Origin of the sequence: Mesorhizobium sp. M0106 (genome assembly GCF_040322715.1) — a bacterium.
Lineage (GTDB): Bacteria > Pseudomonadota > Alphaproteobacteria > Rhizobiales > Rhizobiaceae > Mesorhizobium.
The window spans coordinates 212333-236330 of the sequence record NZ_JAMYUA010000002.1; the positions used below are offsets into that span (position 1 = coordinate 212333).

General features: G+C 63.6%; 22 protein-coding genes and 1 other RNA gene. 18 read left to right on the plus strand and 5 right to left on the minus strand.

Going from position 1 to position 23998, the window contains the following annotated elements; all coding sequences use genetic code 11:
• Nucleotides 1-100 precede the first annotated feature (100 nt).
• The 4 genes from NKJ55_RS02760 (at nt 101) to NKJ55_RS02775 (ending at nt 4999) form a co-directional block, all read left to right on the plus strand.
• Nucleotides 101-1195 (plus strand): microcin C ABC transporter permease YejB, encoded by a 1095-nt coding sequence (locus NKJ55_RS02760; RefSeq protein WP_352448571.1) that lies wholly within the window; start codon nt 101-103, stop codon nt 1193-1195.
• Complete coding sequence (locus tag NKJ55_RS02765; protein WP_352448572.1) at nt 1195-2334, plus strand: ABC transporter permease; 1140 nt, start codon at nt 1195-1197, stop codon at nt 2332-2334. The genes NKJ55_RS02760 and NKJ55_RS02765 overlap by 1 nt, the downstream gene beginning before the upstream one ends.
• Entirely contained in the window at nt 2331-3962 is a 1632-nt protein-coding gene (locus NKJ55_RS02770) for an ABC transporter ATP-binding protein (RefSeq protein ID WP_352448573.1), read from the plus strand. Before NKJ55_RS02765 ends, NKJ55_RS02770 begins: the two co-directional genes overlap by 4 nt.
• A gap of 95 nt (nt 3963-4057) precedes the next feature.
• Nucleotides 4058-4999, plus strand: a complete 942-nt coding sequence (locus NKJ55_RS02775) for a 2-hydroxyacid dehydrogenase (RefSeq protein WP_352448574.1) — start codon at nt 4058-4060, stop codon at nt 4997-4999.
• A gap of 25 nt (nt 5000-5024) precedes the next feature.
• Here NKJ55_RS02775 and NKJ55_RS02780 read toward each other — a convergent pair whose 3' ends face one another.
• The 3 genes from NKJ55_RS02780 to NKJ55_RS02790 are packed head-to-tail and all read right to left on the minus strand — an operon-like array spanning nt 5025 to nt 6752.
• Nucleotides 5025-5327: a Dabb family protein gene (locus NKJ55_RS02780; RefSeq protein WP_352448575.1), complete on the minus strand. Its 303-nt coding sequence runs from the start codon at nt 5325-5327 to the stop codon at nt 5025-5027.
• 25 nt (nt 5328-5352) lie between these two features.
• Complete coding sequence (gene nudC, locus NKJ55_RS02785) at nt 5353-6294, minus strand: NAD(+) diphosphatase (protein ID WP_352448576.1); 942 nt, start codon at nt 6292-6294, stop codon at nt 5353-5355.
• A 38-nt stretch (nt 6295-6332) separates the two neighbouring features.
• A complete protein-coding gene (locus NKJ55_RS02790; protein WP_352448577.1) occupies nt 6333-6752 on the minus strand; it encodes an HIT family protein in 420 nt (139 codons plus the stop codon).
• Between the two features lie 358 nt (nt 6753-7110).
• Between NKJ55_RS02790 and ffs the strand changes: the two genes are divergently transcribed.
• The 13 genes from ffs (at nt 7111) to NKJ55_RS02855 (ending at nt 20223) form a co-directional block, all read left to right on the plus strand.
• Nucleotides 7111-7207: signal recognition particle sRNA small type (gene ffs, locus NKJ55_RS02795), an RNA gene on the plus strand.
• A gap of 104 nt (nt 7208-7311) precedes the next feature.
• Entirely contained in the window at nt 7312-9132 is a 1821-nt protein-coding gene (locus NKJ55_RS02800; protein WP_352448578.1) for a DNA polymerase III subunit gamma/tau, read from the plus strand.
• 32 nt (nt 9133-9164) lie between these two features.
• Complete coding sequence (locus NKJ55_RS02805; protein WP_023676870.1) at nt 9165-9488, plus strand: YbaB/EbfC family nucleoid-associated protein; 324 nt, start codon at nt 9165-9167, stop codon at nt 9486-9488.
• A 221-nt stretch (nt 9489-9709) separates the two neighbouring features.
• Nucleotides 9710-10648, plus strand: coding sequence for a cell wall hydrolase (locus NKJ55_RS02810; protein ID WP_352448579.1), 939 nt, complete (start codon nt 9710-9712; stop codon nt 10646-10648).
• A 122-nt stretch (nt 10649-10770) separates the two neighbouring features.
• On the plus strand, nt 10771-11376 hold the full coding sequence (recR, locus tag NKJ55_RS02815) for a recombination mediator RecR (RefSeq protein ID WP_352448580.1): 606 nt from the start codon (nt 10771-10773) through the stop codon (nt 11374-11376).
• Between the two features lie 178 nt (nt 11377-11554).
• On the plus strand, nt 11555-12832 hold the full coding sequence (locus NKJ55_RS02820) for a lytic murein transglycosylase (protein WP_352448581.1): 1278 nt from the start codon (nt 11555-11557) through the stop codon (nt 12830-12832).
• Nucleotides 12833-13033: 201 nt separating this feature from the next.
• On the plus strand, nt 13034-14677 hold the full coding sequence (locus NKJ55_RS02825; RefSeq protein ID WP_352448582.1) for an ABC transporter substrate-binding protein: 1644 nt from the start codon (nt 13034-13036) through the stop codon (nt 14675-14677).
• A 31-nt stretch (nt 14678-14708) separates the two neighbouring features.
• Nucleotides 14709-15776: an ABC transporter permease gene (locus NKJ55_RS02830; RefSeq protein ID WP_352448583.1), complete on the plus strand. Its 1068-nt coding sequence runs from the start codon at nt 14709-14711 to the stop codon at nt 15774-15776.
• A 13-nt stretch (nt 15777-15789) separates the two neighbouring features.
• Nucleotides 15790-16710, plus strand: a complete 921-nt coding sequence (gene nikC / locus NKJ55_RS02835; RefSeq protein ID WP_352448584.1) for a nickel transporter permease — start codon at nt 15790-15792, stop codon at nt 16708-16710.
• A 10-nt stretch (nt 16711-16720) separates the two neighbouring features.
• Nucleotides 16721-17554 carry an ABC transporter ATP-binding protein gene (locus tag NKJ55_RS02840; protein WP_254816190.1) on the plus strand — a complete coding sequence of 278 codons (834 nt, stop codon included), beginning with the start codon at nt 16721-16723 and terminating at the stop codon, nt 17552-17554.
• Complete coding sequence (locus NKJ55_RS02845; protein WP_352448585.1) at nt 17551-18300, plus strand: ABC transporter ATP-binding protein; 750 nt, start codon at nt 17551-17553, stop codon at nt 18298-18300. Before NKJ55_RS02840 ends, NKJ55_RS02845 begins: the two co-directional genes overlap by 4 nt.
• A gap of 44 nt (nt 18301-18344) precedes the next feature.
• Nucleotides 18345-18659: a hypothetical protein gene (locus NKJ55_RS02850; protein WP_352448586.1), complete on the plus strand. Its 315-nt coding sequence runs from the start codon at nt 18345-18347 to the stop codon at nt 18657-18659.
• Between the two features lie 286 nt (nt 18660-18945).
• Entirely contained in the window at nt 18946-20223 is a 1278-nt protein-coding gene (locus tag NKJ55_RS02855; RefSeq protein ID WP_352448587.1) for a 4-aminobutyrate--2-oxoglutarate transaminase, read from the plus strand.
• Nucleotides 20224-20286: 63 nt separating this feature from the next.
• Here NKJ55_RS02855 and NKJ55_RS02860 read toward each other — a convergent pair whose 3' ends face one another.
• Together NKJ55_RS02860 and NKJ55_RS02865 are read right to left on the minus strand one after the other, a co-directional pair.
• Nucleotides 20287-20889, minus strand: a complete 603-nt coding sequence (locus NKJ55_RS02860; RefSeq protein ID WP_084643033.1) for a sulfotransferase family protein — start codon at nt 20887-20889, stop codon at nt 20287-20289.
• Nucleotides 20890-21006: 117 nt separating this feature from the next.
• Nucleotides 21007-22260 (minus strand): NAD(P)/FAD-dependent oxidoreductase, encoded by a 1254-nt coding sequence (locus tag NKJ55_RS02865; RefSeq protein ID WP_352448588.1) that lies wholly within the window; start codon nt 22258-22260, stop codon nt 21007-21009.
• 426 nt (nt 22261-22686) lie between these two features.
• Here NKJ55_RS02865 and NKJ55_RS02870 point away from each other — a divergent pair, with 426 nt between their 5' ends.
• Nucleotides 22687-23976: an imelysin family protein gene (locus NKJ55_RS02870; protein WP_352448680.1), complete on the plus strand. Its 1290-nt coding sequence runs from the start codon at nt 22687-22689 to the stop codon at nt 23974-23976.
• Nucleotides 23977-23998 lie beyond the last annotated feature (22 nt).

Genomic DNA, 23998 nt, shown 5'->3' on the forward strand with positions numbered 1-23998 from the left:
GGACAATGAGGGGCGGCACCGACTTCGGCAATTGGCGTGGGGCGATTGCCTTGGGGGCACCTTTAGACACAATGGTCGTCCTCAAGGAGGGTAAAGCCTGATGGGCGCCTACATACTGCGCCGCATCCTTTTGATGATCCCGACCCTGTTCGGTATCATGGCGGTGTCATTTGCCGTCATCCAGTTTGCTCCAGGCGGGCCGGTCGAGCAGGTCATCGCCAGGCTGACCAACCAGGGCGGCAGCGATCGCCTCGGCGGCGGCGGCGGTGATGCCGGCGGCGCCAATGTCGATGTCGCCGGCGACGTCGGCTCGAAATACCGCGGCGCGCAAGGGCTCGATCCCGAATTCATCAAGAAGCTGGAGAAGCAGTTCGGCTTCGACAAGCCGCCGCTCGAGCGCTTCGGCATGATGCTGTGGAACTATCTCCGCTTCGATTTCGGCGACAGCTATTTCCGCGACATATCGGTGCTCGACCTGATCCTGGAAAAGATGCCGGTGTCGATCTCGATCGGGCTGTGGATCACGCTTTTGTCCTACCTGATCTCGATCCCGCTCGGCATCCGCAAGGCGGTCAAGGACGGCTCCACTTTCGACGTCTGGACCAGCGGCGTCGTCATCGTCGGCTACGCGATTCCGGGCTTCCTGTTCGGCATCTTGCTGATGGTGCTGTTTGCCGGCGGCTCGTTCTGGGACTGGTTTCCGCTGCGCGGCATCACCTCCGACAATTGGGACCAGCTGTCCTGGCCGCAGCGGATCGTCGACTATTTCTGGCATATGACCCTGCCGCTGACCGCGCTGGTGCTGTCGGCCTTCGCCACGACGACGCTTTTGACCAAGAATTCCTTCCTCGAGGAAATCCGCAAGCAATATGTGGTCACCGCCCGCGCCAAGGGCCTGTCGGAGCGGCAGGTGCTTTATGGCCACGTCTTCCGCAACGCCATGCTGATCGTCATCGCCGGTTTTCCCGGTGCCTTCATCTCGGCATTCTTCACCGGGTCGCTGCTGATCGAGAACATCTTTTCGCTCGACGGCCTCGGCCTGCTTGGTTTCAACTCGGTGGTGCAGCGCGACTATCCGGTGGTCTTCGCCAATCTCTACATCTTCTCGCTGCTTGGCCTGTTCGTCGGGCTGCTGTCCGATCTGATCTATACCTGGGTCGATCCGCGCATCGACTTCGAGCGGAGAGACGTCTGATGGCGCAGGTGACAGCCGAAACGGCGCCGCCTCGGATCGCGCGGCCCTTTCTGTCGCCGCTCAACCAGCGGCGCCTGCAGAACTTCAAGTCCAACCGGCGCGGCTACTGGTCGTTGTGGATTTTCCTGTTCCTGTTCGTGCTGTCGCTGGTTTCCGAACTGATCGCCAACGACAAGCCGATCATCGCCTCCTACAAGGGCGAGATCCTGTTCCCGGTCCTGGTCGCCTATCCCGAGGAGAAGTTCGGTGGCTTCTATGCGGTCACCGACTACCGCGACCCGGTCATCCAGGACGAGATCAACGCCAATGGCTGGATGGTCTGGCCGCCGGTGCGCTACTCCTACCAGACCGTCAACAACGCTATTCCCGAAGCAGCACCGACCAAGCCGTCCTGGCTCTACGACAAGAAGACGCGCTGCAACCAGTATCCGAAAGGCGAGGCAGACCCCAATTGCAACGTCGGCAACTGGAACTGGCTGGGCACCGACGACCAGGCCCGCGACGTGCTGGCGCGCGTCATCTACGGCTTCAGGATCTCGGTGCTGTTTGGCCTGATCCTGACTGCCGGCTCGGCGCTGATCGGCGTGGCGGCCGGCGCTCTGCAGGGCTATTTCGGCGGCTGGACCGACCTTCTTTTCCAGCGCTTCATCGAGATCTGGTCGGCCATCCCGGTGCTGTATCTGCTCCTGATCGTCGCCGCCATCCTGCCGCCCGGCTTCTTCATCCTGCTCGGATTGATGCTGCTGTTCTCCTGGGTGGCACTGGTCGGCGTGGTGCGGGCCGAGTTCCTGCGCGCCCGTAACTTCGAATATGTCAATGCGGCGCGCGCGCTCGGCGTGTCCAACGTCACCATCATGTTCCGGCATCTGCTGCCCAACGCCATGGTGGCGACGCTGACCTTCCTGCCCTTCCTGCTCAGCGGCTCGATCTCGACGCTGACCTCGCTCGACTATCTCGGCTTCGGCCTGCCACCCGGCGCCGCCTCGCTGGGTGAGCTGTTGAAGCAGGCACAGCGCAACCTCAACGCGCCCTGGCTCGGCATTTCCGGCTTCGTCGTCATCTCGCTGATGCTGTCGCTGCTGGTCTTCGTCGGCGAGGCCACGCGCGACGCCTTCGATCCGCGCAAGACGTTCAGATGAGCGACACCCCTCTCCTTTCGGTCCGGGATCTCAGCGTCGCTTTCACGCAAGGCGGCAACCAGTCGATGGCCGTCGACCATATTTCCTTCGACCTCGCCAAGGGCGAGACGGTGGCGCTGGTCGGCGAATCCGGCTCCGGCAAGTCGGTCACCGCGCTGTCGGTGCTGAAGCTGCTGCCGTATCCGACTGCCAGCCACCCTTCGGGAAAGATCCTGTTCCTCGGCGCCGACCTGCTTGCCGCCGACGAGAGAGACCTGCGCCGCGTGCGCGGCAACAAGATCACCATGATCTTCCAGGAGCCGATGACCTCGCTCAACCCGCTGCATACGATCGAGCAGCAGATCGTCGAGGTATTGAAGCTGCATCAGGGCCTGGGGGATCGCAAAGCCAAGGCGCGCACGCTGGAACTTCTGCACGAGGTCGGCATCCGCGAACCGGAAAAGCGGCTCGACGCCTATCCGCACCAGCTATCCGGCGGCCAGCGCCAGCGCGTCATGATCGCCATGGCGCTGGCCAACGAGCCTGAACTTTTGATCGCCGACGAGCCGACGACGGCGCTCGACGTCACCGTCCAGGCGCAGATCCTCGAATTGCTGGCCGGCCTGAAAAGCCGCAAGAACATGTCGATGCTGTTCATCACCCACGATCTCGGCATCGTCAGGAAGATCGCCGACCGGGTCTGCGTGATGACCAAGGGCAAGATCGTCGAGACCGGCCCGACCAAGGAGATATTCGCCAATCCGCAGCACGCCTACACGCGGCATCTGCTTGCCGCCGAGCCGAAAGGCAAGCCGCCGGCGGCCAACCAGACCGCCAAGCCGGTGATGGTCGGCAAGGACGTCAAGGTCTGGTTTCCGATCAAGAAGGGCTTCTTCCGGCGCACCGTCGACAATGTGAAGGCGGTCGACGGCATCGACGTCGCCGTGCGGGCCGGCCAGACGCTTGGCGTCGTCGGCGAATCCGGCTCAGGCAAGACGACGCTCGGCCTGGCGCTGGCCAGGATGATCTCGTCGACCGGGACCATCCAGTTCAACGGACGCGGCATCGATCAGCTGTCCTTCAACGAAATGCGGCCGTTGCGGCGCGCGTTGCAGATCGTCTTCCAGGATCCGTTCGGTTCGCTCAGTCCGCGCATGTCGGTCGCCGAGATCATCGAGGAAGGGTTGAAGATCCATGAGCCGAAGCTGTCGCCCGATGAGCGCGACAGCAGAGTCGTCGACGTGCTCGGGGAAGTCGGCCTCGATCCGGCGACGCGCAACCGCTATCCGCACGAATTCTCCGGCGGCCAGCGCCAGCGCGTCGCCATCGCGCGCGCCATGGTGCTCAACCCGCGTTTCGTCATGCTGGACGAGCCGACCTCGGCGCTCGACATGAGCGTGCAGGCGCAGGTCGTCGACCTCTTGCGCAGCCTGCAGGCCAAGCACGACCTCGCCTACCTCTTCATCAGCCACGATCTGAGGGTCATCCGCGCGCTCGCCAACGAAGTCATCGTCATGCGCAACGGCAGGATCGTCGAGGCCGGTCCTTCCGAACAGATTTTCGGCAGCCCGCGGACCGACTATACAAAGGCGTTGATCTCGGCCGCGTTCAAGATCGAAACGGCGCCGGTCGGCATCGTCAGCGAGTAGATTTTCGCCAGAGATCATGCACAAAATCAAAACGCTGCCGCGCCTTGCGCGTCGGGACTCGAACGCTGTTGGTAAAAAGGGAAAAACAATCCGCAATGGAAAAAGGCCGCATCCTGCTTGCCCTCACCGGTATTCATCCGCTGCGCTGGCGCGAACTGCTGTCGGCGGAGCGCGAGGTGGTGCTCGAGCCGAATGGCGCCGGCGATCCCTCGATTACCTATGCTGTGGTGTGGAAACAGCGGCCGAACCTGTTGTCGTCGCTGCCCAATCTGCGCGCCATCTTCTCGATCGGCGCCGGCGTCGACCACATCTTCGCCGATCCCACCTTGCCCGACGTACCGGTCGTCAAGGTGGTGGCCGACAACCTGACCCAGTACATGACCGAATACGTCGTCTGGCGGGTGCTCGACCACCATCGCCAAGGCATGCTCTACCGCGCCCAGCAGCAGAAGAAGATCTGGCATGAACCGCAGCAGCGGCCGGCCAGCGACATTTCGGTCGGCATTATGGGGCTCGGCACGCTTGGCCGCGCGGCGGCATCGGTGCTGTTGTCGCTCGGCTTTCCCGTCAATGGCTGGTCGCGCAGCGATCGGCCGATGCAAGGTGTCTCGACTTACGCGGGCGAGGCCGGCCTGATCCCGTTCCTCAACGCCACCGATATCCTGGTGGTGCTGCTGCCGCTGACGCCAGAGACGCACGGTATCATCAACCACGGCGTGCTGAAGGAGCTGCGGAAGCGCAACGGCCTCGGCGGCTCAGTGCTGATCAATGCCGGGCGCGGCAGGCTGCAGAAGGACGCCGACATTTTGCGCGCGCTGGACGACGGCACGCTGAAGGAAGCCAGCCTCGACGTGTTCGAGGTCGAGCCGCTGCCGAAGACCAGCCCGCTATGGAGCCACCCCAAAGTGTTCGTGACGCCGCACGCGGCGGCAACCTCCGATCCGGTCCACCTGGCGCCGATCATGCTGCGTCAGATGGATGCTTTCGAGCGCGGCGAAGCGCTGGAAAATGTGGTGGATCGCGACGCCGGGTATTGATTTGTTAGAGCGCCGCTTTCCAGTCTCAGCCCCAGCCGAGCGGCACGTAGTCGATCTCCATAAACGCCTCGACTTCCGGGATCCAGCGGTCGCGGACGAAGGCGACGTGGTCGGGATGGTCGTTGTAGCCGGAATAGGCCCGCTGATCGGCGAACTCCATCGAGAAGCCGAAGCGGTAGTCGTTCTTGGGACTGACCTGCCGCAACTGCTCGAAATGCGTGACGCCCTTTATCGCCGTGAGAATCCTCTTGGCGTCGGCGAGGAACCGTTTTTCCTCGAGCGAATGCGGCGGGTGTTTCAGCGTGAACGCGACGGTATGACGGATCATTTTTTGCTCCTGCGATGTCTTCGTGTCACGCGCTGTCAGCCCAGGCGCGGATGAGGTTATAGGCGATCGCCCCCTTCGGCGGTGTCACCAGGCCGCCCGGATGCTCGCGGGCCAGCATCGAGAGCACCTCGTCGCGAAAGAACCAGCGGCAATCTTCCAGCTCGTTGAGGTCGGGCTGGATATCGTCGTTGAGCGGTTCGCCGAAGCAGCCGATCATCAGCGAATAGGGAAACGGCCAGGGCTGGCTGGCGTGGTAGACAACGCGGCCGAGCCTGATGCCGGCTTCCTCCAGCGTTTCGCGGCGCACCGCCGCCTCGATCGTCTCGCCCGGCTCGATGAAACCGGCGAGCGCCGAATACATGCCGGGCCCGAAATGCCGGCCGCGGCCGAGCAGGCATTTTTCGCGTGTTGCCGTCAGCATGATCGCCACCGGGTCGGTGCGCGGAAAGTGCTCCGTACCGCAGGCCGGGCAATGCCGCTTGTAGCCGCCCGCCCGCATCTCGGCTTCGGTGCCGCATTTGCTGCAGAAGCGATGGCTGGCATGCCAGGCGAGCAGCGCCGCCCCTTGCGCCAGCGCGCCGGCCGCCGCTTCGTCGATCAGCCCCTGCATATAGACCGAGCGATAGTCGATCGCCTTGATCGTCTCGGGAAGCTGCTCGGGCTCGACCCCGGCCGGCAGCGCCAGCACCGGGCCGCTTTCGGAAAAACCGAGCAGGACGCCGTTTTCGAGCGATGCTTCGAGCGGCCGGCATTCGGCCACGCCGAACCAGGGGTCGAATGCGCCTTGCGCAAGCTTCAGATAGAGCCGGCCGCCACGCATCAGCAAAAGCCGCGCCGAGGGATCGGCGAGTGCGTTTTCGACGGAATCGTCGGCGCGGTTTTCGGACTGCCGGTCGATAATGTTGCCGGCGAAGCCGACGAACTGGCTCGGCTCGCGCAAGGGCGCGTCAAACAGGCGAAAGCTCATGCGGACTCGGGAAGGTTCAAGGTGGACACGGGAGAGGCTTATAGCGCTGCCTTGATCTTTTCCGCAAACTTGCGAAGGTCGGAGCGCTGGTAGGGCTCGCGCAGGCCGTGCCCCCACACCGGGCCGGGCCAGCCGGGATCGCCTTCCGAGCGCGCAACGACGTGCACATGCAACTGGCGCACGATGTTGCCGAGTGCGCCGGTGTTGATCTTGGTGCAGCCGGTCACCCGCTTCAGCGCCAGCGCCACCATGTTGGTCTCGAAGGTCAGCATCGCCTGGTCGAGCGGCGTCATGTCGTGGATTTCCTCAATGCCCGGCCGCTGCGGCACCAGCAGCAGCCATGGCCAGCGGCGGTCGTTCATGACGCGCAATTCGCACAGGCCGAGCCACATCAGCTGTTCGCTGTCGGCTTCCAGCTGGGCGTCAAGCGTGAATCCGGCCTTGAGGCCCGGCAACATCGGCGTTTCCCTCACTTTTGATGTTTTTTGAACTCCATCGACGCTAGAGCGGCTTCCGAAGGGCCGCAAGGGGCAGCAAGCAACATTGGCCGTCGCGGCGCTGATTGTGCGCGAAGAAGTGAGGGCCCGGGCAAATTGCATCAGCTTGGCGCTGCCCCGCCGAGGTCAACGATTTTGATCGCGGCCACATTTTGTTCTTGCTTTGTGCCGGCAGCTATGCTACTAATCTCGCTATGGTGATTATTTCGCACCAACGACCCGCCCGCCGAGGCGGGTTTTTGGTTTCAGCTTTCGCCGTCGCTCAAGGCCCTATCATCCGCACTTGCATTTCATCGCCGGATTGCCGATATGGAGGCTGGGAGGTTGGTGGTGGACGGTCCACTCGCCAACCGGGTCAGGTCCGGAAGGAAGCAGCCCTAACGAGCCCGGAACGGGTCATTGTTCCAGCCTCCCGCCTCTTCGCCTTTTGCCCCGACATTGACGGCGCCAAGCCGTGCGGGCGAAACTATGCGCAGGAATCGGCCGCCTCCAGTGGCAGCCCTTGGAGCTTAACGGGCGAATGAGCGAAGCCGGAAACGAGGCCGGGAAATTGGACAAGCCTGCCGCCTACCGCGTGCTGGCGCGCAAATACCGACCGTCGAATTTCTCCGAACTGATCGGCCAGGAGCCGATGGTCCGCACGTTGACCAATGCCTTTGCCACCGGCCGCATCGCCCAGGCCTGGATGCTGACCGGCGTGCGTGGCGTCGGCAAGACGACGACCGCGCGCATACTCGCGCGGGCCCTGAACTACAAAACATCGACCGTCGACCAGCCGTCCGTCGACCTTGCCGTGCTCGGCGAGCATTGCCAGGCGATCATGGAAGGCCGGCATGTCGACGTCATCGAGATGGACGCCGCCTCGCATACCGGCATCGACGACATCAGGGACATCATCGAGCGCGTGCGCTACGCCCCGGTATCGGCGCGCTACAAAGTCTACATCATCGACGAAGTGCACATGCTTTCCAACCAGGCCTTCAACGGCCTGCTGAAGACGCTGGAAGAGCCGCCGCCGCACGTCAAGTTCATCTTCGCCACCACCGAAATCCGCAAGGTGCCGATCACCGTCCTGTCGCGCTGCCAGCGTTTCGACCTCAGGCGCATCGATGCGGCAATGATCAAGGCCGACCTTGCCAGGATAGCCGGTCTGGAGGGCATCGAAGTCGAAGACGATGCGCTGGCGATGATCGCGCGCGCGGCCGAAGGCTCGATGCGCGATGCGCAGTCGATCCTCGACCAGGCGATCGCCCATGGCGGCGGCGCGGTCAGCGCCGAAGCGGTGCGTGCTATGCTCGGCCTTGCCGACCGTGCCCGCATCGTCGACCTGTTCGAACATGTCATGAAGGGCGACGTCGCCGCCGCACTTGCCGAATTCCGTGCCCAGTACGATACCGGCGCCGATCCTGCCGCGGTGCTGACCGACCTTGCCGAGTTCAACCATCTGGTCACCCGTCTGCGTTTCGTGCCGGCTGCCATCGACGACGCCTCGCTGTCCGAGGACGAGCGCCGGCGCGGCGCCGATTTCGCCAGCACGCTGTCGGTCAAGGTGCTGTCGCGGACGTGGCAGATGCTCTTGAAAGGCATTCCCGAGGTGCAGACTTCCAACCGCCCGGTCAGCGCCGCCGAGATGGTGCTGATCCGGCTGGCCCATGCCGCCGACCTGCCGACGCTGGACGAGGCGCTGAAATCGCTGGAGAACGGCGGTACCCTGCCGGGCGCCGCGCCGCGCGCGAATGGCACGCCGGCAAGCCCCGGCCCCGCAAACCATGCGCCTGCAAGCGGTGGTGCCGGCGCCGTGGCGCAGGCGCGGATGCCGACGGCCAATGGCGGCGCCCAGACAATGCGCCTGGTCGAGGCCGAGCCCGTGCCGACCAACTTCGTTGCTCCGCCGGAGCCGGCGGTCGAGGCGCCGCCGGTGCCGGTGAAATCGCTGGCCGACATTGTCGCCCTTGCCGACGCCCAGCGCGACATGGCCTTCAAGGTGCTGGTGAAGCGTTGCGTGCGGCTGGTGCGCATCGAGCCCGGTCGTATCGACGTCAGCCTGACCGACGATGCGCCGAAGATGTTGCTCAATGATTTGACCGCCAAGCTGCGCGCCTGGACCGGCCGCAACTGGCTGGTGTCGCTGTCGAAGGACGAGGGCGGCCAGACCTTGGCCGAGATGGAATCGACAAAGCGCGAAAACGCCTTCCTCGATGCCAAGAGCGACCCGACGGTCGCCGCCATCCTGGCGCGCTTTCCCGGCGCCAAGATCATCGACGTGCGCATTCCCGACGCGCCGGAAGCCGACGAGGCCGAAGTGCCGGTCGAGCCGCCGGCCGACGACGACGAAACCTGAAACAACCAGCACCAGCTGCAAAGGACCGTGCGATGAAAGACCTTCTCGGCATGATGGGCAAGGCAAAGGAAATGCAGGCCAAGTTCCAGGCAATGCAGGATGAGATCGCCACGCTGGAAGCCACCGGGCAGGCCGGCGGCGGCCTGGTCAGCGTGACGCTGACCGGCAAATTCGAGATGAAGTCGCTGAAGATCGACCCGTCGCTGTTCAAGGAAGACGAGGTCGAGATTCTCGAGGACCTGCTTCTCGCTGCCCACAACGACGCCAGGACCAAGGTCGAGCAGATCATGCAGGAGAAGACCAGGGCGCTGACCGCGGGCCTACCGATCCCGCCGGGAATGAAGCTGCCGTTCTAAGGTGTGTTGATATCCAGGTGATGCCGGCCTGCAAACGGCGGCTTCCTGCGCTTCCGGTGCTCACGAAACGTACGCTCCGCTCCGGTTCTCGGAAGCCCGCCAGCTGTGTCTATTAGGCAACTCCCCACACTTAATAACGCTTTAGCCATCTTTTTGCCTGAAAGTGTCTCATTCTTGCCGCAACCAGGGGCGGGCTGGCAGCAGAATTGAGGGGACACCTGTTGATCTCTACCCGATGGAAGACGCCGTTGCGGCTCGGCGTCGTTATCTCGCCGCTGTTTTTGGCCGCTTGCAGTCAGACCGCCTCGCACGGCATGTCCAGCCTGACCGATGCCATTACGCCGAGTTTCCTGAGCTCGCGCTCCTACAATTCCACGCCGAAGGAGAAGGAATGCCTGGAGCGGGCGATGTTCTTCGAGTCCAACCGGTCGAGCCGTGACGGCATGATTGCGGTCGGCACGGTGGTGATGAACCGTCTGCGGTCCGGCAATCACGGCAACACCATCTGCCAGGTCGTCGGCGAGCGCGGGCAGTTCGCGCCGGGCGTCATGACACGGCCGATGAATTCGAAGGCGATGCCCGACGTCGAGGAAGCCGCCGAGGCGGTGCTCAAGGGCGAGCGCAAAGCCAAGCTGAAGAACACCATGTTCTTCCACACCGCCGGCCTGCGCTTCCCCTACAAGAACATGCACTACACCATGGTCGCCGGCGGCAATGCCTTCTATGAAAAGCGCGGCCGCAACTGGCAGCCGCTGCCGGACGAGCCGGTAGTCGCCATGGCCCAGGCCAAGCCGCAAGCGCCTGCCGCTCAGGCCATACTTGTCGCCTCGGCGGAGCCGGCACGCGAGGTCAAGCCGACATTCGCCAAAGCGACTTATGTGACCGCCGCGGCATCGCAGCCGGCAAAGCAGACAAGGGTGACTGCCGGGATAGCAACCGCGGCGAGGGCGACACCGGAGAAGCCGATGCTTGTAGCGCTGCAAGAGCCAATGCAGGAGCCGGATGCGGCCCGCTTCGGTGGAACCGTGAGCGCGCGGCCTGTCACCTCCTTCGAGGCAGCGCCGGCAGAGCCGACAATGTCGTTCGAGACAACGCCCGAGAATACCGACGCCATCGGCGCGATGATCGCCGGCCAGACCCGGCCACTGGAAGAAAACTGAGGACGGCAGCACTGGCCGCGACGTCGGCCTTCCCTTCTCCCACAACAAGGGGAGAAGGGAAGAGCGGAGCCCCTGGCCGCTCAACTGTTCCAAAGCGTGCGGAAAAATCCTAAACCGGTGCGATGTCGAAGCGAATCGCCGGTCCCGAGATCGAACGCCTGATCCAGCTGCTGGCCAAGGTGCCGGGGCTCGGTCCGCGTTCGGCACGCCGCGCCGCGCTCCACCTCATCAAGAAGAAGGAACAATTGCTGGCGCCGCTCGCCGCCGCCATGGGCGAGGCGGTCGACAAGGTGCGCATCTGCTCGACCTGCGGCAATGTCGATACCTCGGATCCATGCATGATCTGCACCGACCCCCGCCGCGACCCCACTACGCTCATCGTCGTCGAGGACGTGGCCGACCTTTGGGCGCTGGAGCGGGCGACAGCCATGAACGTGCGCTACCATGTGCTCGGCGGTACGCTGTCGCCGCTCGACGGCATTGGTCCTGATGAGCTAAACATCCGTTCGCTGGTCGATCGCGTCGCCGGCGGCGAAGTCAAGGAAGTGATCCTCGCCGTCAACGCCACGGTCGAGGGCCAGACCACCGCGCACTACCTCACCGACCAGCTTTCCGGCTTCGACATCAAGGTGACGCGCCTGGCGCACGGTGTTCCGGTCGGCGGCGAACTCGATTATCTCGACGAAGGCACGCTGGCCGCCGCACTGCGCTCGCGGACGGTGTTTTGAGGCGAGTTGCGGGGAGAGTGCTTCCGAGATGATTGCGTTCCGTCGCGCCCCCCTCTGTCCTGCCGGACATCTCCCCCTCCAGGGGGGAGATCGGCTGTCGCGCTGGCTTTCGCCAATCTTCAACGGTGCAAGGCTGGAGCAGAAATCGAAGCTGCCAATCTCCCCCCAAGTGGGGGAGATGTCCGGCAGGACAGAGGGGGGCGCGACAGAACGCCGAGCTTGCACACTAGCCTGCCTCTCGTTTCTAGCAGCCCTACTTGGGTTGATCCTCGCCACCCCTGCCTCGGCGGCAAAAATCGACGACCAGTTCCACGCCTGGCTCAGCAACGACCTCTGGCCCGAAGCCAAGGCCAAAGGCATCTCCAGGAAAACCTTCGATGCCGCCTTCGAAGGCGTCAGGCCGGACCTGAAGCTGCCCGACCTGGTGAAGCCGGGCGAGAAGGCGACGACGCCGCAGAAGCAGCATCAGGCCGAGTTCGGTTCGCCGGGCGCCTATTTCGCTGAAAAGATAGTCCGAGCGGTGACCGCCGGCGGCCGCACCCGCGAGGCGACCAACGCTGGGACTCTTGCCGCGATCGAGAAACGCTACGGCGTGCCTGGCGAAGTGCTGCTGGCGATCTGGGGCCGCGAGAGCGGCTTCGGCGCGGCGAAGATGCCTTATGACGCCTTCGAGGTGCTGGGCACCAAGGCGTTCATGTCGACCAAGAAGGAATTCTTCCGCACCGAGCTCTTGGCTGCGCTCGAGATCGTCGAGCGCGGGCTTGCCCCGGTCGGCGCGATGAAATCGTCTTGGGCAGGCGCGCTTGGCCAGCCGCAGTTCATGCCGACATCGTTCCTCAAGCATGCCGTCGATTTCGACGGCGACGGCCGCACCGACATCTGGAATTCGACGCCCGATATACTGGCATCGATCGCCAATTATCTCGTCCATTATGGCTGGGTCAGGGGCCGCGGCTGGGGCTTCGAGGTGACTGTGCCGGACAGCGTCTCGTGCTCGCTCGAAGGTCCGGACCAGGGCAAGAAGATTTCCCAATGGGCTGATACGGGCATCAGGCGAGTGTCGGGTAAACCGTTCCCGGCGAGCGAACTGAAAGCCGAGGGCTTTCTTTTGATGCCGGCCGGGCGTAGCGGCCCGGCCTTCATCGTCACCCCCAATTTCTATGTGCTGAAGCAGTATAACACCAGCGATCTCTATGCCCTGTTCATCGGCCATGGCGCCGATCGCATCGCCCATGGCGACAGCAATTTCTCGGGCAATTGGGGCGCGGTCGGCGGGCTCTACCGCTCCGACATCGCCGCCCTGCAGCGGGCGCTGGAAGCTAAGGGCTACGATGTCGGCAGCGCCGACGGCCTGCCCGGCTTCAAGACGCGCCGCTCGATCGGCAAATGGCAGGCCAGCAACGGCCGTTCCGCTACCTGCTTTCCCGACGCCGACCTGGTTACCGCGCTGAAATAGCCGGATTTTCGCACCGCCGGTCTGGCCCAATCGACCGTTCTGCAAATGCTCGTTGCCGCGCTCGAAACCGCCGGATATGGTGAACCGGAACCGCACAAAAAATTGCCAAGACAACGGTCCGGGGATCACCGTTCGACGCGGCAAGAAATGCCACAACCCTGAGCCGGGAACTCAGGTCAACAAAAACAGGGAACAGTTAAAATGATGATGGAAAAGTTTGCTCTACGCTCCCGCTTCTTGCTCGCGGGCGCGGCCATGTCCGCGCTGCTTCTGGCCGGTGCGCCTGCCTTCGCGGTCACGCCCGCCGACACGCTGGTCGAGGGTTTCGCCATCGACGACATCATCACCATGGATCCGGGCGAAGCATTCGAATTGTCGACCGCCGAGGTCACCGGCAACACCTATGATCTTCTGGTACGCCTCGACCTCAGCGACACATCCAAGGTCAAGGGCGATCTCGCCGAAAGCTGGAGCGTCTCCGACGACGGCCTGACCTACACATTCAAGCTCAAGCCCGGCCTCAAATTCGCCTCCGGCAATCCGATCACGGCGGCCGACGTCGCCTATTCGTTCGAGCGCGCCATCAAGCTCGACAAGAGCCCGGCCTTTATTATCGGCCAGTTCGGTATCGATGGCGGCAACGTCACCGAGAAGGCCAAGGCCGTTGATGACACGACGTTCCAGTTCACCGTCGACAAGGCCTATGCGCCGAGCTTCGTGCTGAACTGCCTGTCGGCGACGGTCGCCTCTGTCGTCGATGCCAAGCTGGTCAAGGAGCATGTCGCCGCGGTCACGCCGAGCGCCGACTACAAATGGGACAATGATTTCGGCAACGCCTGGCTGAAGACCGGCTATGCCGGCTCCGGTGCCTTCAAAATGCGCGAATGGCGGGCCAACGAGGCCGTCGTGCTGGAGCGCAACGACAATTACTACGGCGAAAAAGCCAAGCTTGCCCGCGTCATCTATCGCAATATGAAGGAAAGCTCGGGCCAGCGCCTGGCGCTGGAAGCCGGCGACATCGACGTTGCCCGCAATCTCGAGCCGAACGACCTCGATGCCATTGCCAAGAATGCCGACCTCACCACCACCAGCGCGCCGAAGGGCACGGTCTATTACATCAGCCTCAACCAGAAGAACCCGAACCTCGCCAAGCCCGAGGTTCGCCAGGCTTTCAAATATCTCGTCGACTACGACGCCTTGAGCTCGACCATCCTCAAGGGCATCGGCGAGATCCATCAGACCTTCCTGCCCAAGGGCGTGCTCGGCGAGCTGGACGAGAATCCGTTTAAGCTCGACGTCGCCAAGGCCAAGGAACTGCTCGCCAAGGCCGGCCTCGCCGACGGCTTCAGCGTCACCATGGACGTGCGTACCGGCCAGCCGACGACGGGCATGGCGGAATCGATCCAGCAGACGCTGGGACAGGCCGGCATCAAGCTGGAGATCATCCCCGGCGACGGCAAGCAGACGCTGACCAAATACCGCGCCCGCAACCACGACATCTATATCGGCCAGTGGGGCCAGGATTATTTCGATCCGAACTCCAACGCCCAGACCTTCGCCAGCAACCCCGACAATTCGGATGAAGGCAAGACCAAGACGCTGGCCTGGCGCAACGCCTGGGACATCCCGGACTTGACCAAGCAGACCGAAGCCGCCCTGCTCGAAAAGGACGCGGCCAAGCGCGCCGCAATGTACCAGGATCTCGAGAAGAAGATCCTCGATACCAGCCCCTTCGTCATCATCCACCAGCAGCTGGAAGTGGCCGGCCTGCGCAAGAACCTCAAGGGTTTTGCGCTCGGCCCGAGCTTCGACACCAACTTCGTCGGCCCCGTCTCGAAAGAGTGATGCCGGGGAGTGACGCCGGCGGACGCGCCGTATGAGCGTAGTTGAAAGCGAGGTGACGGCAGGGCGCGGCGGCGCCCGCGCCGTTGCCGTGGCGTCATCTATCGCCCGGTTCCTGGTCATCGCGATAACGACCTATCTCGGTCTGCTCGCGGTGACCTTCTTCATCGGCCGCGTGATCCCGATCGACCCGGTGCTGGCGGTGCTCGGCGACCGGGCGCCGGCCAACGTCGTCGAACGAACGCGCCGCGAGATGGGCCTCGACCTGCCGCTGGTCGAGCAGTTCTACATCTATGTCAAACATGCCCTCAACGGTGATTTCGGCACCTCGGTGCTGACCACCAATCCGGTGATGACCGATATCCGCCGCGCCTTTCCGGCGACGCTCGAACTGGCGACATTGGGAACATTGATCGGTTCGGTGATCGGCGTGCCGCTCGGCGTGCTGGCCGCGGTGCGGCGCGGCAGCGTCATCGACCAGATCGTGCGCATCATCGGCCTTGTCGGCTATTCCGTGCCGATCTTCTGGCTGGGGCTGCTGGCGCTGGTGCTGTTCTACGCCAAGCTGCAATGGGTCGCCTTTCCCGGCCGGCTCGACGTCGTCTACGAATACACCTTCACGCCGATTACCGGCTTTTACCTGCTGGATGCGCTCTGGCAGCGGCAGTGGGACGTATTTGCCGATGCCTTCCGCCACATCATCCTGCCGGCCTCGCTACTCGGCTATTTCTCGCTCGCCTACATCAGCCGCATGACGCGCTCGTTCATGCTGAACGAACTCACCCAGGAATACATCGTCGCAGCGCGCGCCAAGGGCCTGTCGGAAACGCGCATCATCTGGGGTCACGCGCTGCGCAACGCCGCGGTGCCGATGGTCACGGTGATCGCTCTGTCCTATGCCGGGCTGCTCGAAGGCTCGGTGCTGACCGAGACAGTGTTTTCGTGGCCGGGCATCGGCCTCTACATCACCAACTCGCTGCAGAACGCCGACATGAATGCCGTGCTTGGCGGCACGATCATCATCGGCTCGGTCTTCATCGCCATCAATCTATTCTCCGACCTGCTCTACCGGCTGCTCGATCCAAGGACCAAGGCAGGATGAGGACCAAGGCAGGATGAGCACGGAAGCGATTCAAACCCGCCGCGACTGGCTGCTCAGCGAGCGGCCGGCGTCGCGCGTGCAGGCGAGGCTCGGCCGCGCCTATGTGGCGTGGCGGCGCTTTTCCGCCAACCGGCTGGCGTTTGCCGGCCTGCTCATCATCGTCGCCCTGCTGGTGGTCGCGGCATTCGCCGATGTGCTGGCGCCCTATTCGCCGACATTCGGCGACCTCAAGGGCTCGCGGCTCCTGGCGCCGAGTGCGGCGCACTGGTTCGGCACCGACGATCTCGGCCGCGATATCTATTCGCGCATCATCTTCGGCTCGCGCTGGACACTCTACGTCGTCATTCTGGTTGCCATTATCGCCGCGCCCATCGGCTTGCTGGTCGGCACCGTCGCCGGCTATGCCGGCGGCTGGACCGATGCGATCCTGATGCGCATCACCGACATCTTTCTCGCCTTTCCGAAGCTGATCCTGGCGCTGGCCTTTGTCGCGGCGCTCGGCCCCGGCATCGAAAATGCCGTGCTTGCCATCGCCATCACCTCGTGGCCGCCCTATGCGCGCATTGCCCGCGCCGAAACGCTGACGGTGCGCAATTCCGATTATATCAAGGCGGTGCAGTTGATGGGCGCCTCGCCGTTTCGCATCGTGCTTCGCCACATCATGCCGCTCTGCATCTCCTCGCTGATCATCAGGGTGACGCTCGACATGGCCGGCATCATCCTGACCGCGGCCGGCCTCGGCTTCCTCGGCCTCGGCGCGCAGCCGCCACTGCCCGAATGGGGCGCGATGATCGCGTCGGGCCGCCGCTTCGTGCTCGACCAGTGGTGGGTGGCGGGCGCGCCGGGCTTTGCCATCCTCATCGTCAGCCTCGGCTTCAACCTGCTCGGCGACGGACTGCGCGACGCGCTCGATCCCCGAAGTGGCGACCAATGAGTGGCGACCGATGAGCACGCTTCTCGAAGTCGACGACCTGCGCGTCACCTTCCCGACGCGCACCGGCCTGATCGAGGCGGTGCGCGGCGTCTCCTTCTCGCTCGGCCGCGAGCGGCTCGGCATTGTTGGCGAGAGCGGTTCGGGCAAGTCGCAGACCGGCCGCGCCATCATGGGCGTCACCCCGCCGCAGGCCGAGGTGACCGCGAAGACGCTCGCTTTTGACGGCATCGACCTGCTGGCCGCCTCGCCGCGCGAGCGCCGCGCGCTGCGCGGCAAGCGTATCGCCATGATCCTGCAGGATCCGAAATATTCGCTCGACCCGGTGATGAGCATCGGCCGCCAGATCGTCGAGACGCTGCGCACGCATGAGAAGGTCTCCAAGGCCGAAGCCCGCGACCGCGCGCTGGCCATGCTGGAGGCTGTGCAGATCCGCGATCCGGCCCGTGTCTTCGACCTGCATCCGCACGAGGTTTCCGGCGGCATGGGCCAGCGCGCCATGATCGCCATGATGCTGATCGCCGGGCCGGAAATGATGATCGCCGACGAGCCGACCTCGGCACTCGACGTCACTGTCCAGCTCGACGTGCTCGGCATCCTCGACCGGCTGGTCAGCGAGCGCGGCATGGGGCTGATCTTCATCTCGCACGATCTGCGCCTGGTCTCGTCCTTCTGTGATCGTGTCATCGTCATGTATGCCGGCAAGGTGGTCGAACAGCTCAAAGCCTCGGAGCTCGGCCGCGCCCAGCATCCCTATACGCGCGGCCTGCTCAACTGCATGCCCAAGATCGGCGCCGACCGTCACCCGCTGCCGGTGCTCGACCGCAAGCCGGAGTGGGCGGCATGACGGCAGCCCTTTCCGTCGACAGGCTGGAGGTGGTCTTCGACCGCTTCCGCGCGTTGAAAGGCGTCAGCCTCGAGGTCGAATCCGGTGAATCCTTCGGCCTGGTCGGCGAGTCCGGCTCCGGCAAGTCGACGTTGCTCAGGGCAATCGCCGGCCTGGCGCCGGCCGCATCAGGCACCATTGCGGTCAACGGCAAAACGCTCGGCGCGCGTCGCGACAAGGCGTTTTACCGCGAGGTGCAGATGGTCTTCCAGGACCCGTACGGTTCGCTGCACCCGCGCCAGACCGTCGACCGCCTGCTGCAGGAGCCGCTCGCCATTCACGGCTTCGCCGACGGCGAAAAGCGCATCCAGCGGGCACTCGAAGAGGTCGGCCTCGGCACCGGGTTCCGTTTTCGCTATTCGCATCAATTGTCCGGCGGTCAGCGCCAGCGCGTGGCGATCGCCCGCGCCCTGATTCTGGAACCGTCGATCCTGCTGCTCGACGAGCCGACCTCGGCGCTCGACGCTTCGGTGCAGGCGGAGGTGCTGAACCTGCTGGAAGAGATCAGGCGCCGCCGCAAGCTGACCTTCCTGATGGTCAGCCACGACCTAGCCATCATCACCCACATGTGCGAGCGGCTGATGGTGATGCAGAACGGCGAGGCGGTCGAGCACCTCAGCGCCGGCGACCTCGTCGATCGCCGCGTCACCAAGGACTACACGCGCAATCTGCTGAGGGCGAGCGAGGGGTTTGTGAGAACCGCTTGAAGCTTCTCACCGTGCGCAGGACCAACTGTCTTCGGGAGATTCCCATGCAGCAATGGACGTTCCCAGACCCGCCCAATGTCGCGGTGTTTTTGGATCGGGTCATAATTACCCGCGGCGACTGGATTGCACACGTCTCGCATGACGATGACGACGGCAGTTGGCAATTCCACAACAGCGAAATTGGACCTGTTGACGAAGGCGACATAATGATTGTCAGCTTGCAAAACGTTGTGCAGCGGGATGAAAGTATCCTTGCGTTGGCCGACTTGCCGGAAGGCTGGCATGCTTGGCGCGAGTCAAAATCGTCGCCATGGCAGCGAGCCAGGTCGCGCCCTGTACCCTCCAACGATAACGAATGATCCGGCAAAGCCTTAAGTCGGACCTTGCACCGGTTCGCCGGTCTCCAAAACGGGTAGCTCGTTCCAGCCTTTCGGCTCCTTGACCTGAACCACGCCGCATAGCGCGCCGGCAGGAACAGCAGCATGATCGCTGCGCCGGCGATAGTGCCGGCCATCATCGCGTAGCTGCCGGACCGCAGGCCCAATCGCCCGCCGCCAGTGCCAACTTGAGGAAAACCTGAAATAAGCCCAGAAGAGTATCAACAGCCATCAAACGAGAGCGGGCGCCGGCCCGGTGAGGGATACGATGACAAATTCAGCCATTTCCGAACGCAAGAGCCAGTCGATTTCGCGCGGCGTCGGCATGACCACTCAGATCTATGCCGATCGCGCCGAAAACTCGGAGATCTGGGATGTGGAAGGCCGCCGCTACATCGATTTCTCGTCCGGCATCGCCGTCGTCAACACCGGCCACCGTCACCCCAGGGTGATCGAAGCGGTCAAGGCGCAGCTCGACCGCTTCACCCACACCTGCTATCAGGTCGTGCCCTATGAGAGCTATATCAGGCTGGCCGAACGGCTGAATGGCATGCTGCCTGGCAAGTTCGACAAGAAGACGATTTTTGTCACCACCGGCGCCGAGGCGGTCGAGAACGCGATCAAGATTGCGCGCAACGCCACCGGCCGGCCGGCCGTCATCGCTTTTTCCGGCGGCTTTCACGGCCGCACCTTCATGGGTATGGCGCTGACCGGCAAGGTCGTGCCCTACAAGGTCGGCTTCGGCGCCATGCCGGCCGATGTCTTCCATGCACCGTTCCCGGTGGCGCTGCACGGCGTCTCGGTCGCCGATTCGCTGGCGGCGCTCGACCGGCTGTTCAAGGCCGACGTCGATCCGGCCCGCGTAGCCGCCATCATCGTCGAGCCGGTCCAGGGCGAGGGTGGCTTCTACGAGGCGCCGCGCGACTTCATGACCGCATTGCGCAAGATCTGCGACCAGCACGGCATGCTGCTGATCGCCGACGAGGTGCAGACCGGCTTTGCCCGCACCGGCAAGATGTTCGCCATGGACCACCACGAGGTGGCGGCCGACATCACCACCATGGCCAAGAGCCTGGCCGGCGGCTTCCCGTTGGCGGCGGTCACCGGGCGTGCCGAGATCATGGATGCGCCGAACCCCGGCGGACTCGGCGGCACCTATGGCGGCAGCCCGATCGGCGTCGCCGCGGCGCATGCCGTGCTCGACGTCATCGACGAGGAGAAGCTCTGCGACCGCGCCAACACGCTGGGCAACCGTCTGAAGCAGCGCCTGCAAGCGATCCGCGACGAAGCCCCGGAAATCGTCGATATCAGAGGCCCCGGCTTCATGAACGCGGTCGAGTTCAACGATGTGACGAAGGGGCTGCCGTCGCCGGAACTCGCCAATGCGGTCCGGCTGAAGGCGCTCGACAAGGGCCTGATCCTGCTGACCTGCGGCGTCTACGGCAACGTCATCCGCTTCCTCGCGCCGATCACCATCCAGGACGGAGTCATGAACGAGGCGCTCGACATCCTGGAAAGTTCGATCCGCGAGGCCCGCGCCGCCTGAGCGGCGAGGATATCGCCTAGGATTCAACTGCGGCGAAGGCCGAGATAGGTGGCAAGCCGCCGTTCAACGCCCTATGCGAGCACGAAATTCGGCAGTCGAATTGGTGCGTGGAAACGGTTCGGAAGGCAACTGTACACCGAGAAAGGCACAAAGCGGCTCCCACCCTTCGGAGGCCTGATAAGTAAGAAGGCGTTCAGGTGGCAGCGTTGATTTCACGGAAGCGTTATGTGCTTCATAGACAGCGATTGCGTGATCACGGTTATCAAATCGACCGCCAAAGACAGTGTTTCCAACCACCGCCACACCAAAGGACTGTGGATCATTGGTAGCAGCATCCATCGTGAGCCCTATTGTTTGCGCCATGCTGTCATACCAGGCTTCCGGGTCACGAACTGTCAGGATAACCTTTGCATGAGGGTAGTGGTCACTCACTTCGCGCCAAAAATGCGCCGTTGGCCAATCGACCGCGGAAAGATAGCCGGCATATGCCGCATCCCAGGTCGGGAGTTGTCCCTGGCCGGCGGCGCGCCACAGCGCCTTCTGCTCGGGATTGGCGTGGACATCTGCCATGTGATGACACGGCCCGAACCCAAGATGCTCCAACGCGAGCTTCAGCGAATATGTGCCAGTGCGACCCATGCCTGCGCCAATGACATATAGAGCCATGAGCACCCCCCGACGAATTTCAATTGGTCAAAATACCGCTGTTTCCTTTACTTCGCTATATGTTTTGAAGGTCAGCTCCCGGTCGAACTCGGTCATTCAGGGTGATTGGGTTTGATCTTATCCTGCCGCGCGGGCCGGCTCTGCCTGCTGGAAGGCGGCGAGCGCGGCCTTCAGCCCGTCGGGCCCGGTCGCGACAATCTGCGGCGACGGCGAAAAGCCGGCGCCGAGCATCTTGCGGCCAAGCATGTGGTCGCCGGGCCGGTTGACCGATTCGATGCCGAGCAGCCGGCTTCCGGCATAGTGGTAGATGGAGAATTTGTTCTCGACCACGTCGCCCAGCACGACATGGCTGTCGCCACCCGCAATCAGGCCGACCATCTGCAGCTTCATGTCACCGATATCGGACCAGAACCACGGCACTGCCGAGTAATTGTCGGTGTGGCCGACGATGGTGCGCGCGGCGAGCCGCGCCTGGTCAGTGGCGTTCTGTACCGATTCCAGCCGCACATCGCCGCCGGTGAACCAGTGCCGGTAGGAGGCGGCATCGCCGATGGCGAGGATTTCCGGCACCGACGTACGCATCTGCTGGTCGACGCGGATGCCGTTGCCGATGGCAATGCCGGCGGCTTCGGCCAGTTCGACATTCGGCACGACGCCGATGCCGATGACGACCATCTGCGCCGGCAATCTTTCGCCGGATGAGGTGATTGCAGCCGAAACACGGCCGTTCTCGTCCTCCAGCCGTTCGATGGTGGTGCCGGTAAGGATGCGCACACCGGTGGCCTCCAGCCGCTGGCGCACATGGCCGGCGATGACCGGTGCCACGGCGCGGCCGAGCAGCCGGTCGACCGCCTCGACCACCGTAACCTTGCGGCCTGCCGCGGTGAGCGTCGCGGCAATCTCCAGGCCGATGAAGCCGCCGCCGAGGATGACGACCTCCTCGCTTTGCGCGCTCAATTCGCGGATCAGGCGGGCATCGCCGAGCGAGCGCAGCGACACAACGCCGGAAAGCTCCGAACCCGGCAGCGGCAGCAGGCGCGGCCGCGCGCCGGTGGCGAGGATCAGCCGGTCGAACGGCAACACACCGCCGCCCGATATCTCCAGCCTGCGGCCGCCTACGTCGATCCGCTCGACCCGGATGCCTGGCCGGAAGTCGATGGCGCTGCCGGTATAAAAAGCCTCGCCGCGCAACGGCTGCGGCTTTGCTTGCTGATCCTTGATGAAGGTCTTCGACAGCGGCGGCTTGTGGTAGGGCAATTCGTTTTCGTCGCCGACCAGGATCACCGGGCCGTCATAGCCTTCTTCGCGCAGGCTGGCGGCCGCTTGCACGCCCGCATGACCCGCACCGACAATGACGACCCCGTTCTTCATAGCAGCCCGATTCCTCATCCAAATCTAGGACGTCTCGCCAGGTGGCGATTGTCCGGCGCCGCCGCAAGAGCGCCGATCCGGGTCGCACCCGGAACGGCCGCCTGTCAACTGCGTCATGCGCCGGCATTCCTCATACGTCGGTGTTAAAGTTGACAGTTCTAGTTTAGAATAATTCTAAACTGTTGTTTCAATTGAATTTTTTCTATGCCACCAGTTGACATCCGGCGTCTTCGCCGTTTTATGGAAGCTCGCGCGTCAGCGCATCCCTTTGATGTCTGGGCCTTGAACCCTTTCGATTGGAGGCATTTCGGTGTCTTTCTTCCGCGAACCGCGCGATGGCGCGACCCTTCTTTGCCCGCTGGCAACTGCCCGCCGCGGCGCCGGCATTTCATTGATTCCCGAGGAGAGACAATCATGAGAACGATGATGACCGCGCGGTATGGCGGCAGGCTTGCAGCGATCGGCGCCACCGCGATGCTGACGGCGGCCGTGTTCGTGCTGCCGGCCAAGGCGCAAACCGATGCCAAGGCGGTCATCAAGACCTATTCCGACATTGCGCTCGCCAAATACGAGGATTCGCTGATCACGGCCGAGGCGCTCGACAAGGCCGTCGATGCGCTGCTCGCCAAGCCATCTGCCGAAACGCTGAACGCCGCCCGCGAGGCCTGGAAGGCATCGCGCGTTCCCTATCAGCAGACCGAGGTCTATCGCTTCGGTAACGCGATCGTCGACGACTGGGAAGGCAAGGTGAACTCCTGGCCGCTCGACGAAGGCTTGATCGACTATGTCGCCAAGAGCTACGGCACCGAGTCGGACGCCAACGCGCTCTACACCGCCAATGTGATCGCCAACAAGTCGATCGAGATCAACGGCAAGAAGATCGACGCCACCGACCTGACGCCGGAGTTCCTCTCCGGCACCCTGCAGGAGGCCGGCGGTATCGAGGCCAATGTGGCGACCGGCTATCACGCCATCGAATTCCTGCTTTGGGGCCAGGACCTGCACGGCACCGGTCCGGGCGCCGGCGAACGGCCCTACACGGATTACGACCTCGCCAATTGCACCGGCGGCAATTGCGACCGTCGCGGACAGTATCTGAAATCGGCGAGCGACCTTCTGGTTTCCGATCTAAAAGATATGGTCGACGACTGGAAGGAAGGCGGCGCCGCCCGCAAGAACCTTGTCGATGGCGAGCCGAACACCGCCATTTCGACCATCTTCACCGGCATGGGCTCGCTGTCCTATGGCGAGCTCGCCGGAGAGCGGATGAAGCTCGGCCTCTTGTTGCACGACCCGGAAGAGGAGCACGATTGCTTCTCCGACAATACCTACAACTCCCATCTTTACGATGCGATCGGCATCCGTGCCGCCTATCACGGCAGCTACAAGCGGCTCGACGGCACTGTCGTCGAGGGGCCGTCGGTGGCCGACATGGTCAAGGCGGCCGACCCGGCGGTTGCCAAGGAATTGTCGGACAAACTGGACGTCACCGTCGCCAAGATGGAGGCCATCAAGGCGCGGGCGCTTGCCGGCGAGGCCTATGACCAGCAGATCGGAGAAGGCAACACGGAAGGCAATGCCACTGTGCAGGCGGCGATCGACGCGCTGGTCGATCAGACCAAGTCGATCGAACGCGCCGTCGGTACCCTGAAGCTCAATGCGATAGCCTTCGAGGGCTCGGACAGCCTCGATTCACCGGACAAGGTGTTCCAATAGACTATCGAAACCACCAGCCGCG

Excerpts from the sequence above, each read along its gene's own strand:
- NKJ55_RS02760 (WP_352448571.1), top strand. The coding sequence starts at position 101 with ATGGGCGCCTACATACTGCGCCGCATCCTTTTGATGATCCCGACCCTG.
- NKJ55_RS02765 (WP_352448572.1), top strand. The coding sequence starts at position 1,195 with ATGGCGCAGGTGACAGCCGAAACGGCGCCGCCTCGGATCGCGCGGCCC.
- NKJ55_RS02770 (WP_352448573.1), top strand. The coding sequence starts at position 2,331 with ATGAGCGACACCCCTCTCCTTTCGGTCCGGGATCTCAGCGTCGCTTTC.
- NKJ55_RS02775 (WP_352448574.1), top strand. The coding sequence starts at position 4,058 with ATGGAAAAAGGCCGCATCCTGCTTGCCCTCACCGGTATTCATCCGCTG.
- NKJ55_RS02780 (WP_352448575.1), bottom strand. The coding sequence starts at position 5,327 with ATGATCCGTCATACCGTCGCGTTCACGCTGAAACACCCGCCGCATTCG.
- nudC (WP_352448576.1), bottom strand. The coding sequence starts at position 6,294 with ATGAGCTTTCGCCTGTTTGACGCGCCCTTGCGCGAGCCGAGCCAGTTC.
- NKJ55_RS02790 (WP_352448577.1), bottom strand. The coding sequence starts at position 6,752 with ATGTTGCCGGGCCTCAAGGCCGGATTCACGCTTGACGCCCAGCTGGAA.
- NKJ55_RS02800 (WP_352448578.1), top strand. The coding sequence starts at position 7,312 with ATGAGCGAAGCCGGAAACGAGGCCGGGAAATTGGACAAGCCTGCCGCC.
- NKJ55_RS02805 (WP_023676870.1), top strand. The coding sequence starts at position 9,165 with ATGAAAGACCTTCTCGGCATGATGGGCAAGGCAAAGGAAATGCAGGCC.
- recR (WP_352448580.1), top strand. The coding sequence starts at position 10,771 with ATGTCGAAGCGAATCGCCGGTCCCGAGATCGAACGCCTGATCCAGCTG.
- NKJ55_RS02820 (WP_352448581.1), top strand. The coding sequence starts at position 11,555 with ATGTCCGGCAGGACAGAGGGGGGCGCGACAGAACGCCGAGCTTGCACA.
- NKJ55_RS02825 (WP_352448582.1), top strand. The coding sequence starts at position 13,034 with ATGATGATGGAAAAGTTTGCTCTACGCTCCCGCTTCTTGCTCGCGGGC.
- NKJ55_RS02830 (WP_352448583.1), top strand. The coding sequence starts at position 14,709 with ATGAGCGTAGTTGAAAGCGAGGTGACGGCAGGGCGCGGCGGCGCCCGC.
- nikC (WP_352448584.1), top strand. The coding sequence starts at position 15,790 with ATGAGCACGGAAGCGATTCAAACCCGCCGCGACTGGCTGCTCAGCGAG.
- NKJ55_RS02840 (WP_254816190.1), top strand. The coding sequence starts at position 16,721 with ATGAGCACGCTTCTCGAAGTCGACGACCTGCGCGTCACCTTCCCGACG.
- NKJ55_RS02845 (WP_352448585.1), top strand. The coding sequence starts at position 17,551 with ATGACGGCAGCCCTTTCCGTCGACAGGCTGGAGGTGGTCTTCGACCGC.
- NKJ55_RS02850 (WP_352448586.1), top strand. The coding sequence starts at position 18,345 with ATGCAGCAATGGACGTTCCCAGACCCGCCCAATGTCGCGGTGTTTTTG.
- NKJ55_RS02855 (WP_352448587.1), top strand. The coding sequence starts at position 18,946 with ATGACAAATTCAGCCATTTCCGAACGCAAGAGCCAGTCGATTTCGCGC.
- NKJ55_RS02860 (WP_084643033.1), bottom strand. The coding sequence starts at position 20,889 with ATGGCTCTATATGTCATTGGCGCAGGCATGGGTCGCACTGGCACATAT.
- NKJ55_RS02865 (WP_352448588.1), bottom strand. The coding sequence starts at position 22,260 with ATGAAGAACGGGGTCGTCATTGTCGGTGCGGGTCATGCGGGCGTGCAA.
- NKJ55_RS02870 (WP_352448680.1), top strand. The coding sequence starts at position 22,687 with ATGACCGCGCGGTATGGCGGCAGGCTTGCAGCGATCGGCGCCACCGCG.